The organism is Parabacteroides sp. FAFU027 (assembly GCF_022808675.1).
Lineage (GTDB): Bacteria > Bacteroidota > Bacteroidia > Bacteroidales > UBA7332 > CAXXIC01.
This window is the reverse complement of the sequence record NZ_JAKZKV010000001.1, coordinates 644,510-660,078: the sequence shown is the minus strand read 5'-3', so window position 1 is coordinate 660,078 and position 15,569 is coordinate 644,510. Positions and strand designations below refer to the sequence as shown.

General features: G+C 40.7%; 10 protein-coding genes. 1 reads left to right on the top strand and 9 read right to left on the bottom strand.

From position 1 onward, the window contains the following. Window positions 1-109: 109 nt before the first annotated feature. The 3 genes from MLE17_RS02910 to MLE17_RS02900 all read right to left on the bottom strand — a co-directional run bounded on the left by MLE17_RS02910 (window position 110) and on the right by MLE17_RS02900 (window position 6,950). Window positions 110-871 carry a DUF6261 family protein gene (locus tag MLE17_RS02910; protein WP_243346877.1) on the bottom strand — a complete coding sequence of 254 codons (762 nt, stop codon included), beginning with the start codon at window positions 869-871 and terminating at the stop codon, window positions 110-112. Window positions 872-2,549: 1,678 nt separating this feature from the next. Next, the gene (locus tag MLE17_RS02905) at window positions 2,550-3,113 is read right to left on the bottom strand and encodes a hypothetical protein (protein WP_243346875.1); all 564 of its coding nucleotides are present in this window, start codon (window positions 3,111-3,113) and stop codon (window positions 2,550-2,552) included. Between the two features lie 222 nt (window positions 3,114-3,335). Beyond that, window positions 3,336-6,950 (bottom strand): YDG domain-containing protein, encoded by a 3,615-nt coding sequence (locus MLE17_RS02900; RefSeq protein ID WP_243346873.1) that lies wholly within the window; start codon window positions 6,948-6,950, stop codon window positions 3,336-3,338. 683 nt (window positions 6,951-7,633) lie between these two features. Here MLE17_RS02900 and MLE17_RS02895 point away from each other — a divergent pair. Further along, window positions 7,634-7,777 carry a hypothetical protein gene (locus MLE17_RS02895; RefSeq protein ID WP_243346871.1) on the top strand — a complete coding sequence of 48 codons (144 nt, stop codon included), beginning with the start codon at window positions 7,634-7,636 and terminating at the stop codon, window positions 7,775-7,777. A gap of 796 nt (window positions 7,778-8,573) precedes the next feature. Here MLE17_RS02895 and MLE17_RS02890 read toward each other — a convergent pair. The 6 genes from MLE17_RS02890 to MLE17_RS02865 all read right to left on the bottom strand — a co-directional run bounded on the left by MLE17_RS02890 (window position 8,574) and on the right by MLE17_RS02865 (window position 15,564). Further along, entirely contained in the window at window positions 8,574-9,527 is a 954-nt protein-coding gene (locus MLE17_RS02890) for an alpha/beta fold hydrolase (RefSeq protein ID WP_243346868.1), read from the bottom strand. 302 nt (window positions 9,528-9,829) lie between these two features. Further along, a complete protein-coding gene (locus MLE17_RS02885) occupies window positions 9,830-10,789 on the bottom strand; it encodes an amidohydrolase family protein (RefSeq protein ID WP_243346867.1) in 960 nt (319 codons plus the stop codon). Between the two features lie 59 nt (window positions 10,790-10,848). Further along, a complete protein-coding gene (locus MLE17_RS02880; protein WP_243346864.1) occupies window positions 10,849-12,054 on the bottom strand; it encodes an MFS transporter in 1,206 nt (401 codons plus the stop codon). A 69-nt stretch (window positions 12,055-12,123) separates the two neighbouring features. Then, window positions 12,124-13,677, bottom strand: a complete 1,554-nt coding sequence (locus tag MLE17_RS02875) for a serine hydrolase (protein ID WP_243346863.1) — start codon at window positions 13,675-13,677, stop codon at window positions 12,124-12,126. 273 nt (window positions 13,678-13,950) lie between these two features. Next, the gene (locus tag MLE17_RS02870; RefSeq protein ID WP_243346862.1) at window positions 13,951-14,391 is read right to left on the bottom strand and encodes a nuclear transport factor 2 family protein; all 441 of its coding nucleotides are present in this window, start codon (window positions 14,389-14,391) and stop codon (window positions 13,951-13,953) included. A 219-nt stretch (window positions 14,392-14,610) separates the two neighbouring features. After that, complete coding sequence (locus tag MLE17_RS02865) at window positions 14,611-15,564, bottom strand: alpha/beta fold hydrolase (protein ID WP_243346860.1); 954 nt, start codon at window positions 15,562-15,564, stop codon at window positions 14,611-14,613. Window positions 15,565-15,569: the final 5 nt, after the last annotated feature.

The following is a 15,569-nucleotide window of genomic DNA, read 5'->3' as shown; positions in this document are numbered from 1 at the left end:
TGATCATTACTCTTTTTACAATAGCATCGCCTCATGCAAACTCTTTCCCGGCAAAAAAGGCATTGCATACGGTGTAACCTGACAGGTTTTCAAAACCTGTTAGGTTTCATTACTTTGCCGTACTATCAGTTTCACTCTTTGTTGCAGATGAACTGCTGTCAGTAGAGCTCGTATTGTCAGAGCTTGTGGAAATGCTCGAAACAGCGTTGTTGTAGTTCTGCATCAGCGTTTCTGCCAGATTTTTCCAAATCTCCTGCTTGTTTACAATCGAAGTAGCATGGATCCATTCGTAATAGTTATTGATGGCATCCGTCAGATCTTCACGCATACCCGTAGCCGACTTGGTAACATTGATGTCTTTCTGGTCGGAGTCACGGTCAACGTATTGGTCTACAAATGATTGTTGCAGCTCCTCCACTTTTGATTTCCAACTGGATAGATTAATGGCATTGAGAGCATCAGTGTACTTTTGCTCTCTAAGCTTTGCCAAAAAAGTGTTGATCACACCAGTCTGTTCGCTGATAATGGTTTTAGTCAGACTTCTACCGAAACTGGTGAATACCGGATAGAGCAGGTTTGCTGCATCCCGTTCAGCCTGAATCGGTGATTTAGTCAGGTTATAGACTATGCCCTTGAAGCCTGAAATAATTCGGCTACGCTCTGCTGAAATCGCTGTAAGCGATTGGTTCTGCGAGCTGTAACGGCTCCTGGCGATGGCAAGTGTGAATAAGGCATCCTGATTCACTAACTCCTCAAATACAGCACCTTGCTGTGCCTCGGGGATTCCTGACTTGCGCACTGCGCCAATCAGATTGATGGATAACGTTGACAATTTACGAATTGTCAGTTTTGAAGTAGAAAAATTTCTCATACAAAAATAGTTTAATTAATACTTGAGATATAACTCACGGAAAAAATTGAGTTGACGACGTATTCTACAGGAGGAACAGATAATCATTCGGCCAACAGATAGGTTTAATAAATTCCACCGGAAATTGATCGACCAACGGATTGGTTTGACAAAACCCAACGTAAAATGCTCTGACTAACGGGTCGGTTTCGCTAATTTCACCGGAAATTGATTGACCAACGGATTGGTTTGACAAATTCCAGCGTAAATTGCTCCGACCAATGGGTCGGTTTGGCTAATTCCACCGGAAAATGATCGACCAACAGATTGGTTTTGCAAATTCCATCGTGAATTGTTCCGACCAACGGGTAGGTTTTATTAAATGCACTGTTTTTTAATCCAACCGAAAGAATGTTTGTGTCAGGTAGCAGTATAAAACACCCGTATATAAATATCGAATAGCCCAAACCGCCATTGAATTACAAACTGTTGCTTATCAGTTGTCTTTGTAAAGCACTTGCATCAGGCCGGGCATGCAATAGCTTTACATCTTCCCGCAAAAAAATTTCAAAGAACGCCATTATCTCATTGCATATACGACTTAATAAATGATTCAGCAGCTTTTGCAATTTGATAATTAATGTTGATTGATTAACCGTGTCAATTCAACCCTTAGCCCTCATTCTGTAAACAGTGTTGAAGACTATATTGCAAAGGTAAGCAGATTATTTTATTTAGAAAACAATTGAATGTGAAATTAACAACTAAAATTTTACATTTCTGCTTTTTATCGTGTATGTGTATTTAATAGGTTGAAAAACAGTGTAATAAGGTGTTCGTTGTTGTGGCGTAGTATCTCGGGTATTGATGGGGGCAATGAGAATAGTAAGATGATGATGAGTTTTTTGTTGAGAATTATACCTTTAGGGACGAGCTGATAAATGTGGCGGTATTTGATATTGAGTCTAAATAATGCGGGTTTTGGTATAAAGCAAAATGTGAGAGATTGAAAGATTTAAAAGAGGAATAATAATGAATTAATAGAGAATAGTGGAGGCAAAGTGTAAAAATGTAAGAATATTAAGTGGTGGGTGAGGTGTGGCTGTATAAATATTGAGGGTGGCTTTTTTCGAACGGGTCGCTCATAGAGACCCGTTCGATACGATGCTGAAGGTCTGTTATTCAAAACCTGACAGGTCTCAAAGACCTGTCAGGTTTTCCAGCTACATCATCGAAGTACGATTGATTAAATAGACTTACCACCGCAACCCGCAAACCTGTCAGCGTGCTTGCACCTGACAGCGTTAGAAAAAAATTAAACGCTGACAGGTCTATCGACGCTGTCAGGTTGTGGGAAACGAATCGGAGTGCGATTTAATATCGCACCCCGAATAATAAGATCGTTTGATTCCCCTCCCTTTTCCGATGAGCGAAAGGGAGGGGAGCGTCTTAAAGAGGGTGTCCCAAAAGTCAATTCTGACAAAATTGAACTTACAAAATGATAGTTGAATCGTTCTTGCCGCCCCTAATTGGCTCCGCCGATCTACGATTCCCCTAAAGGGGACTTTGAAGAGTGGTATTTCGGAGCTAATTTGCACTTCAGAACTTTAGGGCTTGGGGCAATTCATACTTACAATTTGTAACTTTTTAAATAGCCTATTTCTCTTTTGGGACACCCTCTTTGTTATCATCAATTCAGTTACTTTGAATCTATTTTCTTTGAAAATTCCTTACTGTTCTTTTTCAATGCTGTTTGTAAACATGAGTACTCCCAGTTGTTCTGTGGGTATTTCTTTGGTCTGGAAATTAAACCACCAATTGCTAATGGAACTATTCCCACACCCAGCGTGGAATAAGCTATGGCGTCTGCTGGGATAATTTCCAAATGCGAATCTGATTTATTTGAAGATAACAACCCTAACAATCCTATCGAAGAATAAATAGCTCCTAGAGCTATTAGGGTAATACTTGCATCCTGACGTGAATTATAACTGATGTATGTTATTTCACTTGTAAGGAGTGTGTCTCCCTTAATGATTATACCGGCTAACTCCCCGGTTTCCTGATTCAGGTCAAGGTGAAATCTCCCCTTGTGTGATTCCATGTCGGCCATTACGACTTTAATTTTCTTTCCTTCGGGGATTACAGTCCAGGCTTTGCTGGTTTTACTCTTTATAACCAGATAATTCTTTAGCTCATTTTGGCTAAAGGAAGGTGATATAATCGCGAGAAGGAATAGTGTAGTTACAATGATTGTCTTCATTTGAATGATTGTTTAAGGTAGGATGGGGGTGAAGCAAAAAACAGATAGACCGAAAGCTTATTAGCTTTGTAGCAGATACAGAAACTACCGGCGCAGCTCCTGCAAAAACCCTTTTCTATAAAACCCTTCTTTATATAGCAGGTTTATCGCGCCGGTAGTAATGTGGAAAAACCTGACAGGTCTCAAAGACCTGTCAGGTTTAGTTTTAATTTACCAGATTAATTATCTGGGTGTGTAAATTACTTTTCCGTTAATCACATTGTCATCGAGTGTCAGTCGGTAGAAGAGTATGCTGCCCGGGATAATATTCGCAGCAGGTACATATTCTATCTTGTACAGCTCGTTGGCTTTGATCTGTGCATCGTAGATAGTAGCTACTTTCAGACCACTTGCATCAAATAGCTCGATCCTTGCCCGTGTATCTTTCGTCCATTGCAGATCGAAGTAGAGTCGGTCTTTGAATGGATTTGGATATGCCTTAAACATGTTTTCAGGGGCTGACTCGGAAGTCAGGTCTTGTTGCATGTCGGTAGTGGCGGATTTAGAGATGGTCGTACATTTTCCTCCTCCTGCAACATACACATTACTACCTGTATTTACAGCTTGAAGTTTTGTTGTTGAGCTTGCTTTATCCCAGTTACTAGAGAACCAAACACCTCCAGCTTTACGATAAAGTGTTATTGCTATTTCTTGGTCACAAGCATTCTGGAATGCTACCATTTGGAATGTTGCTCCACCTTCAATAGCTACTGTAGACAAATCTGAAAGCTGTTCTACCAAATTAGCTTTAGCACTGAACGTACCAGTTGCGGTAGGTGTACCTACATTCAATAGCGCAATTGCATTTGTCGTAATTATGTATGTATGCATTTTTGAATCAAGAATGCCATCTTTCGTATAATAACTACGAACTAATATTGTTACCTTTCCTTTCGGATTCGTACCGGATTTTGTATATTGAATATCAAATTCATAATCAGTATTCAATCCTTTAGCTCCGCTAATATAACCCGAAGAGTTAGAGTTTAGCATACTACTACCACCAGTAATATATCCACCAGTTACAGGTTTTGAAACCGTAACAATTGATTGTGATAATGCGTCACCCGGATTATTTGTATATGCCCCGGTTACTTTAATCGCAATTTGGAAACTGGCAGCATTTGCTGAACCGATATTCAACTGAACAATTGCACTAGCAGCACCAACACTTCCATCTGTTACATCAATCAGTCCAACTGGTAAATTCTGCGCACTTGGTATAGCTGTATAAGTGGTACCATTGACAATGTAGAATGAAACCTTAGCACCACGAACGTCACCTTTACCTTTAAGTGAACAAGTATCTTGAATCACAGCTGTCATCGTTAATGTTGCAGTACTGGTATTTGTTCCGGTAGTCCAAGCAAAACCATCACCGGTATAAAAACCAGTTGCATTGTATGGAGTTGCAGTTCTTGGATCAACCGTTAGTTTTGGACTACCAACTTCACTTCCTGAGTAATTTGGATTTGATGAAATGAAATTACATTTGACATCATAAGTTGCAGGTAAGTTTTTAACTTGGACAATCATCATAGCCTGTACTGAACCATCAGTAACTCCTGGGATAGGTACAACACTTGCACTGCCATATTCTTTATCACCAATCATGAATTTAACTTCACCTGTTAATGGACTACCAGTATTTAGAGGTTTAATCTGGGCAGTCAGAGTTAAATAATCCATATACCTTACCCTTTCGGCACTTGTACTAAGTAATGTTGTGGTTGTCGCTTGTGTAATTTTTGCAGTGGCAGTTGCTGTTGTATTAAGCAATTTATAGTTCGTGGCAATAGCCCCGCTTATAGAAATTCCATATACAGTTACAGCTTTGTTAGTGCCTACTTCTGAACCGTCTAATGGACCAACACCATCAGGATCATCAAAAGACGCAGAAGTATAGCTTGCTTCAACATTATCGCCTGAAACTTTGTCCGTTGTTAAATGTACAACTACTGTTGTATTACCATCGTAGGTTTTATCATCGGCTGTTGCTGATACAGTGAGATCACGTTGTGTTATGTTGGCAGTCGTTGTGTTTACCGAAGTCAGACTGTAATTGCTTGCGTCAGTACCGGTCAGGGTTGCACCAGTTAAGGTTACGACTTTGTCAACGCCCCAGTTTTTATCAGCAAAGGTTGCAGTACCTCCGGTGATGTTAACATCTTCGGTTCCTATTTTGGTCGCTACTGAATAGCTACCTGTAGTTACCGTAGCACTGTTGTTCCCATCATAGGTCTTATCGTCGGCCAGGAATGAACCAACCAAACCTAATTTGTTGATGTCTGCTGTAGTTGTGTTTACCGAAGTCAGACTGTAATTGCTTGCGTCAGTACCGGTCAGGGTTGCACCAGTTAAGGTTACGACTTTGTCAACGCCCCAGTTTTTATCAGCAAAGGTTGCAGTACCTCCGGTGATGTTAACATCTTCGGTTCCTATTTTGGTCGCTACTGAATAGCTACCTGTAGTTACCGTAGCACTGTTGTTCCCATCATAGGTCTTATCGTCGGCCAGGAATGAACCAACCAAACCTAATTTGTTGATGTCTGCTGTAGTTGTGTTTACCGAAGTCAGACTGTAATTGCTTGCGTCAGTACCGGTCAGGGTTGCACCTGTCAGGGTGACAGTTTTGCTTGTAGCGACATTCTTATCGCTAAAGGCAGCTGTGCCACCAGTCAGAGAAACGACATCTGGAGAGATAACACCAGTCAGAGAACGTGAGATAACTGTTGCTGCAATTCCACCGTCATAGGTTTTGTTGCTGGCTGTAAAGCTTCCTGTAATATCTTTCTTATTTACTGTCAAACTCGCCGCATTACTAGTTGCCGAACCACAGTCGCTTGTTACCACACACTGATATTGATATGCACTCATCGCAACTGGTGGTTTAGTGAGGGTTAAAGTTGCTGTAGTTGCACCAGAATAGACTCCGCCATCAGTAATTTTTGTAAATCCACTACCGGTATTTTCCTTCCATTGATAGATTAATGTTCCAGTTCCAGATGCTGAAACTGTAAAAGTTGAAGCATCTCCGTAAGTTATCGACTTAGAAGATGGGGAGGAGCTTATTGCAGTTGAAGAATTTATATTTATGGTTATTGTTTTTGGTATGCTACCGTTGCTCTTGACTAATTTTATTGTCCAAGTTCCAGCTCCAGATGGTGCGTAAGAGCTTGAAATATCTCCATTTTGATCTCCTGTTGCAGGTGTTCGATTAACTAAACCATTTGAAGGATTATACCATTCAATGTGATTATTACCGCTAGTAAATGTTGCTTTAACACAAACTGTTTCACCACTACAAAAAGAGGTTTTTGAAGTGTTGCAATCACTGGCATAAGAAATTAAGTCATTAGTTGCATCCGTAAAAAATACCGTATAATGATACCCCGTCTCAGTGTAAGCCTCCAGACTGAGCTGGGCGCCAGCTTCAAACTGATTCACATACCAGGTAGTATGAATTTCGCCCTTTTCATCGGCAATAACCGTCCATACTTCATAAGGATTAGGAGAAACACCTGTGGCATCGGGTACAGGGAGTGGTGATAAGTGAGTTACCACCAGGTACACCTTTTCACCGGGCGTCCAGTATTCACCGTCGATATGGGCGGTCGATCCCGGTGCATAGTCCGGAAGATCTGTCTGTACATAGGCTTCAGAATCATTATGGGCAACAGCTATTGAGTCTTGTCCATAAACATTTCCACTCCACGTAGTTACCACCACAAGGAGCAGCATGTGCAACAAAAGCGACCCACACGTCCCTTTCGTTTTCCAGTGAATAGAATTTTTCATAATTGTGTCGTTTAGGTTACTATATAATAAGGTAAAATGCGATTTACGATCTTATTTCAGAAGAGGTCGGACGGCATTAGGAGAGTTGATGTTCGCAATCAAACAAATTCAATATCAATAAGTAAGTACAATTCCAGCATCGGCTAAATACATGATTCCTGGCCGGTGGAACAGGGGAGCAGAGCATTATATATAAGATCGCACGGGCATAAATTCCTCTAAGGAGAGGTTGCCAGTCTAAAGAAAGAAAAAAATTGTTTGGCTTGAGAGTGATCATCGTTCAGATGACCACTCTTCTTTACGAATAGTAAGTAAAGGTTTAGGTTTTACAATTCGGTTTAGGTTAATCGTTGCGGTTACGTGTTCATATAGGATAAAAACTACCCTTCTCATTTAATAGAACAACACTATTGTTATAATGTTTGTTATCTGTCAGGCTGAATTCTCTCAGATCTTCATATTTAACAATTCTAAAACCACTCGAGCCGGAGAGATTTCAGCCTGCATGGTAGCCTTACGGCTAAAGTTCATTTCACACTCCTTAAAATGAAACCTGGATTTCTTTTTACCACAACTATTACCACAGAGAAGCACAGAGTTTTCACAGAGTTCCACTGAGGGGGCTAATTAAATCTCTGTGGTTATATTTATTACGCGTCAAGCGGCCAGAAGCCGCTGAACGCTTGCTCTCCACACCGGGCAGCGGATCTATGCCGCTTGCCGGATTTCCAGAAAAGGAGATGTTAAGCCTGATCGTAAAAGGAAAGACAGATAAGGAGGTGGTGCAGGCGCTTTTTATCAGCCTCACTACCGAAGCACCGCAATAAGCTGATCAAGAAGGCGGAGGTGCGCAATTCGGCCGAGCTGGCGGCTATGGCAGTGGAGTGTGGGTGGTATCAAATCTAACAGGTGGGGTGTCAAAAATCAGTTTTAATGGAAATATATCTTCATTCTACTTTGCTAATGAGTGAGCAAAACTTCGAACTGTCTCCCGAGATAGCTATCGGGACCGTGCTTGACACGGGATCTCAAAATCGTAGAATGTTGCCTTTTGCTCGTAATACAATCATTATCTGGTTGAAAGATCCCGCATCAAGTGCGGGATGACAACATTAACATTTGAGCACGAATTTAACTCATTGATTTAAGTGCCGAATTTGTCACATTGAATACTCTGTATTTTGGCTCTATAACGAATAGTGTGGGTAATATCATTACTTAGGGGAATATTCCCCTAAGTTTCGTGTAATTATTTTGGCAGAAAGAATTCTTTTCAAATAATACTGCCACGAAACGTAGTTCGACGCAGTCAATCCACGAATAAAAGGAAGAAGCACCAAATGTGTTGATTTTCAAATGAAAATATAAATCGAACAACACAAATACTTTTCCAAAATTGGAAAAGAAAAGATACTTTCTTATTCGTGGATTGACTACGTCGAACTACGTTTCGTGGCGAAATAATTAAGCCTGTTTCAGCCTAAAACGCTACCAATACAAAACGTTATAGAGCCTGTATTATTTTTGACACCTCACCTGTTAGGTCTGTCAGAAACACCACAAGTCGCATCTATCTTCATTAAGGGGTATCAGCGTCTTGCAGCAATCATAAAACAGTGCCGCCTACTTCTTCAGAAAAGCCCGGATTACGGCCATTGTTTTGTCGTATTCTTCCAGAAACGGATAATGTCCGCTTTTTTCAAACATAACCAGTTGCACCTGTGGGCAATATTTCTTGTATTGCACCATCATCCATGGTACGGCTATCCGATCAAATCTGCCGGCGATGATGAGTACCGGCATTTTCAGGTTTATCAGTTCGCTCCTGTAGTCAAAACGTCCCATATCACCCCCAACCGTAAAATCTCCATCTTCACCTGTCATTTGGTAGTACAACCTGGAATTCCAATGGTTGGGATAATCTATATGAGACAGAACATCTAAGTTTTCTGGATTATAAGCATATGTTATGCCCATAGGAAGGCGATAAAATATACTCTGGTGAAGAGTTGAAGCGGATTTATATCCCTGTTTCCGGATGATCGTCAAGGTGTCCCATACCTCGGGATAATTAGTCTTAATCTCCCGGTTGTAATTGTCATCACTTTCCTGCCACATGGCGTTACTATGTAATGGTGAAATAAGTATCAGGTGATTTACATTTTCTGGATAACGCAGTGCATATCCCTGTCCGACAACGGTTCCATACGAATGACTCAGAATATTGATTTTCTTAAATCCCATAGCTTTGCGTAGTCCTTCCAGATCATCAATATCTCTTTTCAGCGTGTATTCGCTGAGGTTCTGAGCTGTATTTGACTTACCTCTGCCAAATGCATCATAATAGACAAGCGTGTTGTCAAGTGATAACGAATCGAGTGTTCTCATTATGAAATGCGCCAGACCGGGCCCTCCGGCAATAATAAACAAAGGTTCTCCCTTGCCAAAACTTACAGTCCAGAGTTTTGCTCCGTTTACCGTGTAATACTTTCCTTCTTTTTGACTGTCAGGGAAATGCTGAGCCGATAAAGAACTTACCATGGAAAGAATAAATGAGAATAGGATAATTCGTTTCATAGTAGGATAGTTTTTTGAGTGAATAAAATATGTTCGTCCTCTCGCGGGAAGGGCTCTTAAGTACTCAGAACATTCAGGGGCCAGGACATGTTAATTACGCGTCAAGCGGCCCGGAGCCGCTGAACGCTTGCGCCTCACACCGGACAGCGGCTTAGTGCCGCTTGCCGGATAACCAGACTGAAAGAGCTTAATCAGCGCTGCTCTAGTGGGGACGAGCAGTCCGGAGTGTTTCCTTTCTTGCAGGTTACACCCATGGTTAAATGAGAAAACCGTCTCCGCTTTGCCTCCTAATATTACACAATCTATTGGTTGTTAATTAGTTTCAGCTTTAGAAATCGGACAGCATTATTGTATAAGATATTTTGTTTTTGTTTGTCTGTCAAAAAGTTAGCCTCTAAAATGGCTTTTATTCCTTCTCCGGGGTTTCCGTCAGACCCGAACATGATTCTATTAGAATAACCCGCCTCCACAAGCCTTTGCAAATAGTAGTAATATTCTTTTCTGGGTATTGCCCATTGTAGAACTCCGGTATCCACGTACACATTCGGATGCGCATACAGGATATAAATCATTTCATCGATCATGGGCCAGCCGGCATGCATTACCCATACGCGCAACTTTTTATGCTTCAGTAGTACGTCTTCAAGCAATAAAGGATTGCCAGCGGCGACTCTGAAGTTTGGTGATTTATACGGACAAGGATTAGAGGGGTAAGCTGCGTCTGGTGGACCTAAACCCATGTGGATGGCAACAGGTATGTCGTACTTCTCAGCTAAACTCCAATACGGTTCAAGTTTCTTATCATTCGGATTCATTCCGATATACTCAGGGATAAATTCGCCAAGGCCATGTATTTTCCCTTTTTTGATTTCATTCTCTAACCATTTTATATCGGGGAATGATTTGCCTCCCGGAAAACAGTCTCGCGCAAAACTTGGCGCCTTTCCGTTAATACATGGGAAAAGAATATAGTTCACAAATCTTCCCGGTGCCGCTTTATTCCAGGGATCAAAAAATTCGGGAAGACCATTCAATACACCAAAAACAATGTTTAAACTATCCATTTCACGAACAAGTTCAATTTTCTGTTTTTGCATTGAATTATCTTCTACATCTCCAGGCCCAAGTGGTGCATGGATATGTACATCAATTACTTTTATTCTTTCCTCGGCCTGGACTTTTACATGAGTAGAATCAACCTGTCCATAGCATTTGTAGAAAGCGGAAAGAAACAATACGATGATTACTAATCTTGTTTTCATACGTCATAATTTGTGTTTTAGACTACATATGGGACTGATAGCTATCTCTTTTTAGAAATTCAGACTCTGATCTTACGTGTTTTTAAATACTCCAGAAGAGAAAGGAATAGAATAACAAAACCGACTCCGATCACAGTTTCTCCCCAAAGCATTCCTTTGATACCATAATTGTCGTGCATCCAACCATCGAAAGCAGTCATGCATGTCCCAGGTATATTTCCCAATGATGAAAGCAAGGCATATTTGGTAGAAGCCACTCCCTTGCCGATAGCGTGCAAAACAACAGCACTAAAAGCCGCATAATTGATGCCACAGGCGAAAGCATAAAGCAATACTCCTCCGACAAAATTAGCTGGAACGAAACTGGAAATACTCATAAGCAGTGTAGTCATTGCCAGCAATATGCCAGAAGAGAAGAATGCGGTCCACTTGCCTGATTTATCTGCAATGATGCCACCCACAAGACAACCGATTGAGCTTACAATTAAATTCAATATACCGATTGTCAGAGCCAGGGTTTCAGCCCCGACCTGCCAATTCCAGTATACGGCCGACCAGAGACTACCGGCTGCTCCTATCCCGATTGGAGTAATTATGGCGCATGAGGTATAGAGCGCAACAGGTGAATGAATCAGTTCCCTGATATCACTGACAAGGAGTCGGATTTTGTTTGTCAGCTTTTCTGTAGAGACAGCCTGGATCTGTGGCATATATCTGATGGCAAACAAGCTGCTAATCATAATACCGCACAAAACAATAATTGCCGTATGGTATGAGAAGTGGGTAGCAAGCCAGATTCCTGCACCGGCTCCAAGCCCTCCACCGCCCAGGTTGCCGGCCTGCCAGTAACCACCTGCCATGCCCAGCCGTTCCTCCCTTATCGTTTTTGCCATAAAGCCCCCCACAGGTGTAACTATCAGATTAGCGGCTATCTGTGAGATGAAAATAAGTATCGTTAACGGCGTTTTGTAGCAGATATCCAGAGGGATAAAGCTGAATAGGAGTAGTGATGCAGCACCGAAAATGTTTCCGATAATGTACCATTTATTCAGGCTTAAGGAAAGATCACACATCGGAGCCCAGAGAAAACGCAAGATATTAGCAGATCCCCCCAAGGCAACCATGGAGGCTACCATGGCTACTGAAAATCCGTGCCGGGTCAGCAGATAGGGAAGGGTACCCAATACGAATCCTCCACTGATTCCATAGGGTAATACCAGAATCAGAATAATGAATGGATTACTATTTTCCCGAATATCTGACATGAGATGTAATAATTTCAAAGAGGCAGGAGATGATTTTACATATCATCATTAGCTTATCAATGTCCTTTTTTATTGAGAGATTCTCGTAAAGTCAAGATCCTGAAAGTCACAACTGAAATCTGCCAGCGGTGAAATAGATTTTATTGTCATTTTAATTGGCTTGCCCTTGTGGATTTCTGAGAATGTTATAAATGCATCGGCATCCAGGCTTCGGGTTCTCCATTTTACGATAAAGGTGTAATCTTTATATGGAAATATCTCTCCGGTTAAAAGAGGAGATCTTTTTGATTTAAACCAATACTTTCCATTGTTCATCGAAATCACAACATCTCCAAACCATGGATCGTGATAGATACCTGTATAGGGTTTTATATTCCTGTTATCTGATGTTTGAGTTTGAGCAGTAATTCTTGCTACCGAATCAGTAATATTTTTCGCACTTTCTAATGATTGCTTTTTGCTATTTAAACAGGTATTAATCCAATCCCGACCATGTATATTAAAATAGCCGTCCAGAATCTGGTTGGTAATTGCCTCAAAAGCACCACCCTCTTGCTGATTGGTCAATACTATAATACCTAAGTTTAATTCAGGTAACATTGTAATCTGTGATTTCATCCCTTCAACGAATCCTCTGTGGAGTATTTGTTTGTAACCCTGAACGTCTGTAATAACAAATCCTAATCCATAAGCTTTAAAATGAGTATTGTAAAAGACGGGGTTCTGTACTTGCATAATAGTTTGAGGAGACCACATTTCTTCGTGGACATTATCTGAAAACAATTGGTTGTGCAACGAATCTCCGTATTTCCCATGGGCGAGCTGGAGCATACCCCATTTACTTAAATCTGCAATAGAACTATAAATGCCTCCGGCTGCATGGTAAGTTGTGCCGTAGTGTCTTGGAATTACCTGTACAGTATTGTTTACTAATGCATGAGCATCAATCACGTTGGATTTGTTTTTTATACGGTTGAAGGAGGCCGCACTTTGCGTCATTTCTATGGGGCGAAAAATTCGTTCTTCAATAAAATCTTCCCAGCTTTTACCGCTCACTCTGGCCACTACTTCTCCTGCAACAATGTACATGCTATTGTTGTATTCGAATTTGCTCCGAAAGCTTGATGCCGGTTTCCTAAAGCGAAGGCCATAAATGATATCTTTAATGGCAAAGTCTGAAGAGTCTGGGTAATAGATCAGATCCCCGGCGCTCATTCCCAAGCCGCTTCTATGAGTTAACAAATCGCGAATGGTAAACTCTTTTGTGACCCACGCATCATAAAGTTTGAATTCAGGAATGTATTTGATTACTTTATCGTCCCATTGTATTTTCCCTTCATCAACCAATATTCCCAGGGCGGTAGCAGTGAAGGCCTTGGTGTTGGACGCAATACCAAAAAGAGTGTTTTCATCAACTGGGTTCATCGTGTTCAGAGAACGGACTCCGTACCCTTTGGAATGAATAATCTTCCCATCTTTTATCACAGCGACAGCAATACCAGGAACGTTAAAAGCTTCCCGTGTCTTTTCTATTAAAGAATCAATTTGCTGGCTGGAGTGAATTTGTGCAAATGAACAGATATTCATCAGTAGGAATGAAGAAATGGTGTATAGTCTTTTCATTGTAATCTGTCTTGATTTGGGTTAAGGATATCTATACTTACAACAATCTGGTACAAAAAAGTAGCTTTATGTGAATATCCCCTTTTGACATTTTGCTACTTTCAGATTTTGAAAATCAGCCCATTTACGTAAACTGATCCTCTAGGGATACTCCAGGGATCCTCTAAGGACGGTCTGAAAAATTAGTAAAATCGAGAAACAGGCAATATTGATTACATATTTGAGTTATATTGCCTGTTTGGTTGATAAAATGGCAGAGTACTATCGCCTATGCTATCTTTTCCTTACGGTGGAGTGCAAAAAATTGAGTTTCCATTTGTTGTTGACCTTCTTAAACGTAGCACTTTCCAGCCAGTTAAATATCAAATGTGTCGTATCGTTGATTGTGAATTCTCCGTGATTAAAGTATCTCATATAGCCGGAGTTATTATCAACATTAATCTTGAAGTTGTCTAATTTATATTCGGCATGGATCTTTGGAAAGCTGTTGAAAAAGTTGATCAAACTGTCATTGTTTAAGACTTTGCCGTCCTCAAAAATAACGAAGTCGGTTGTCGTCAAAGCATTCATCTTTTTGATGTCTTTGTTCTTAAGAGCATTAAGGTAGTCCATTAATACTGATTTTAATTTATCAGAGTCATCCTTCTGATTTATCTGTTGGAAGGCTGTCAATAGTCCCACCAGAATTAAAATGAATAGAATTGTCTTTTTCATAATGGTTTGATTTTTTAGGTTACTTACTCTGTTCAGATTTTCCTTCAATAACTTTAATCCATTTTGCTGCTTTTCCAGAGGTTATATTATTAAGCCTTTTCAATATTTCTTCCTGAGTTAACGCTGAAGGAGTATCATTCGGCTAAAGCCATTATTCTAAATCAAATCAATAATCCTCCAACTAAAGTTGGAGGCAATTGATCCAATAAACAGTGCCGCCTACTTCTTCAGAAAAGCCCGGATTACGGCCATTGTTTTGTCGTATTCTTCCAGGAACGGGAAGTGTCCGCTTTTTTCAAACATGACCAGTTGCGCCTGTGGGCAATATTCCTTGTATTGCACCATCATCCAGGGGACGGATACACGATCAAACCTACCAGCGATGATAAGTACCGGCATTTTCAGGTTTTTCAATTCGTTCCTATAGTCAAAACGACCGATATCGCTTCCAACCGTAAAATCTCCATCTTCACCTGTCATTTGATAGTATATTCTGGGATTCAATCGGTTGGGATATTTTAGCTGAGCTAAAATATTTAAGTTTTCGGGGTTATAAGCATATAAGAATCCTAATGGAATGCGTTCACATAATCGCTGGTAAAGGGGCGAAGTAGATTTATACCCCTGTTTACGGATGATCATCAAAGTGTCCCACACTTCGGGGTAATTAATTTTAATCTCCCGGTTGCAATTGTCATTATTTTCCTGCCACATCGCGTTGCTATGTAATGGTGAAATAAGTATCAGATGATTTACATTTTCTGGATAACGCAGTGCATATCCCTGTGCAACAACGGAACCATAAGAATGCCCCAGAATATTGATTTTCTTAAAACCCATAGCTTTGCGTAGTCCTTCCAGATCATCAATATCTCTTTTCAGTGTGTATTCGCTGAGATTTTGAGCCGTATCCGACTTCCCTCTACCGAATGCATCATAATAGACAAGCGTGTTGTCAAGCGATAAAGAATCGAGTGTTCTCAACCCGAAATGAGCATAACCCGGTCCTCCGGCAATAATAAATAAAGACTTTCCCTTGCCAAAACTTACTGTCCAGAGTTTAGCTCCGTTTACCGTGTAATACTTTCCGTCTTTTTGACTGTCAGGAAAATGCTGAGCCGTCAAAACAGTGGCCATGGAAAGAATAAATGTGAATAGAATAATTCGTTTCATAAGGC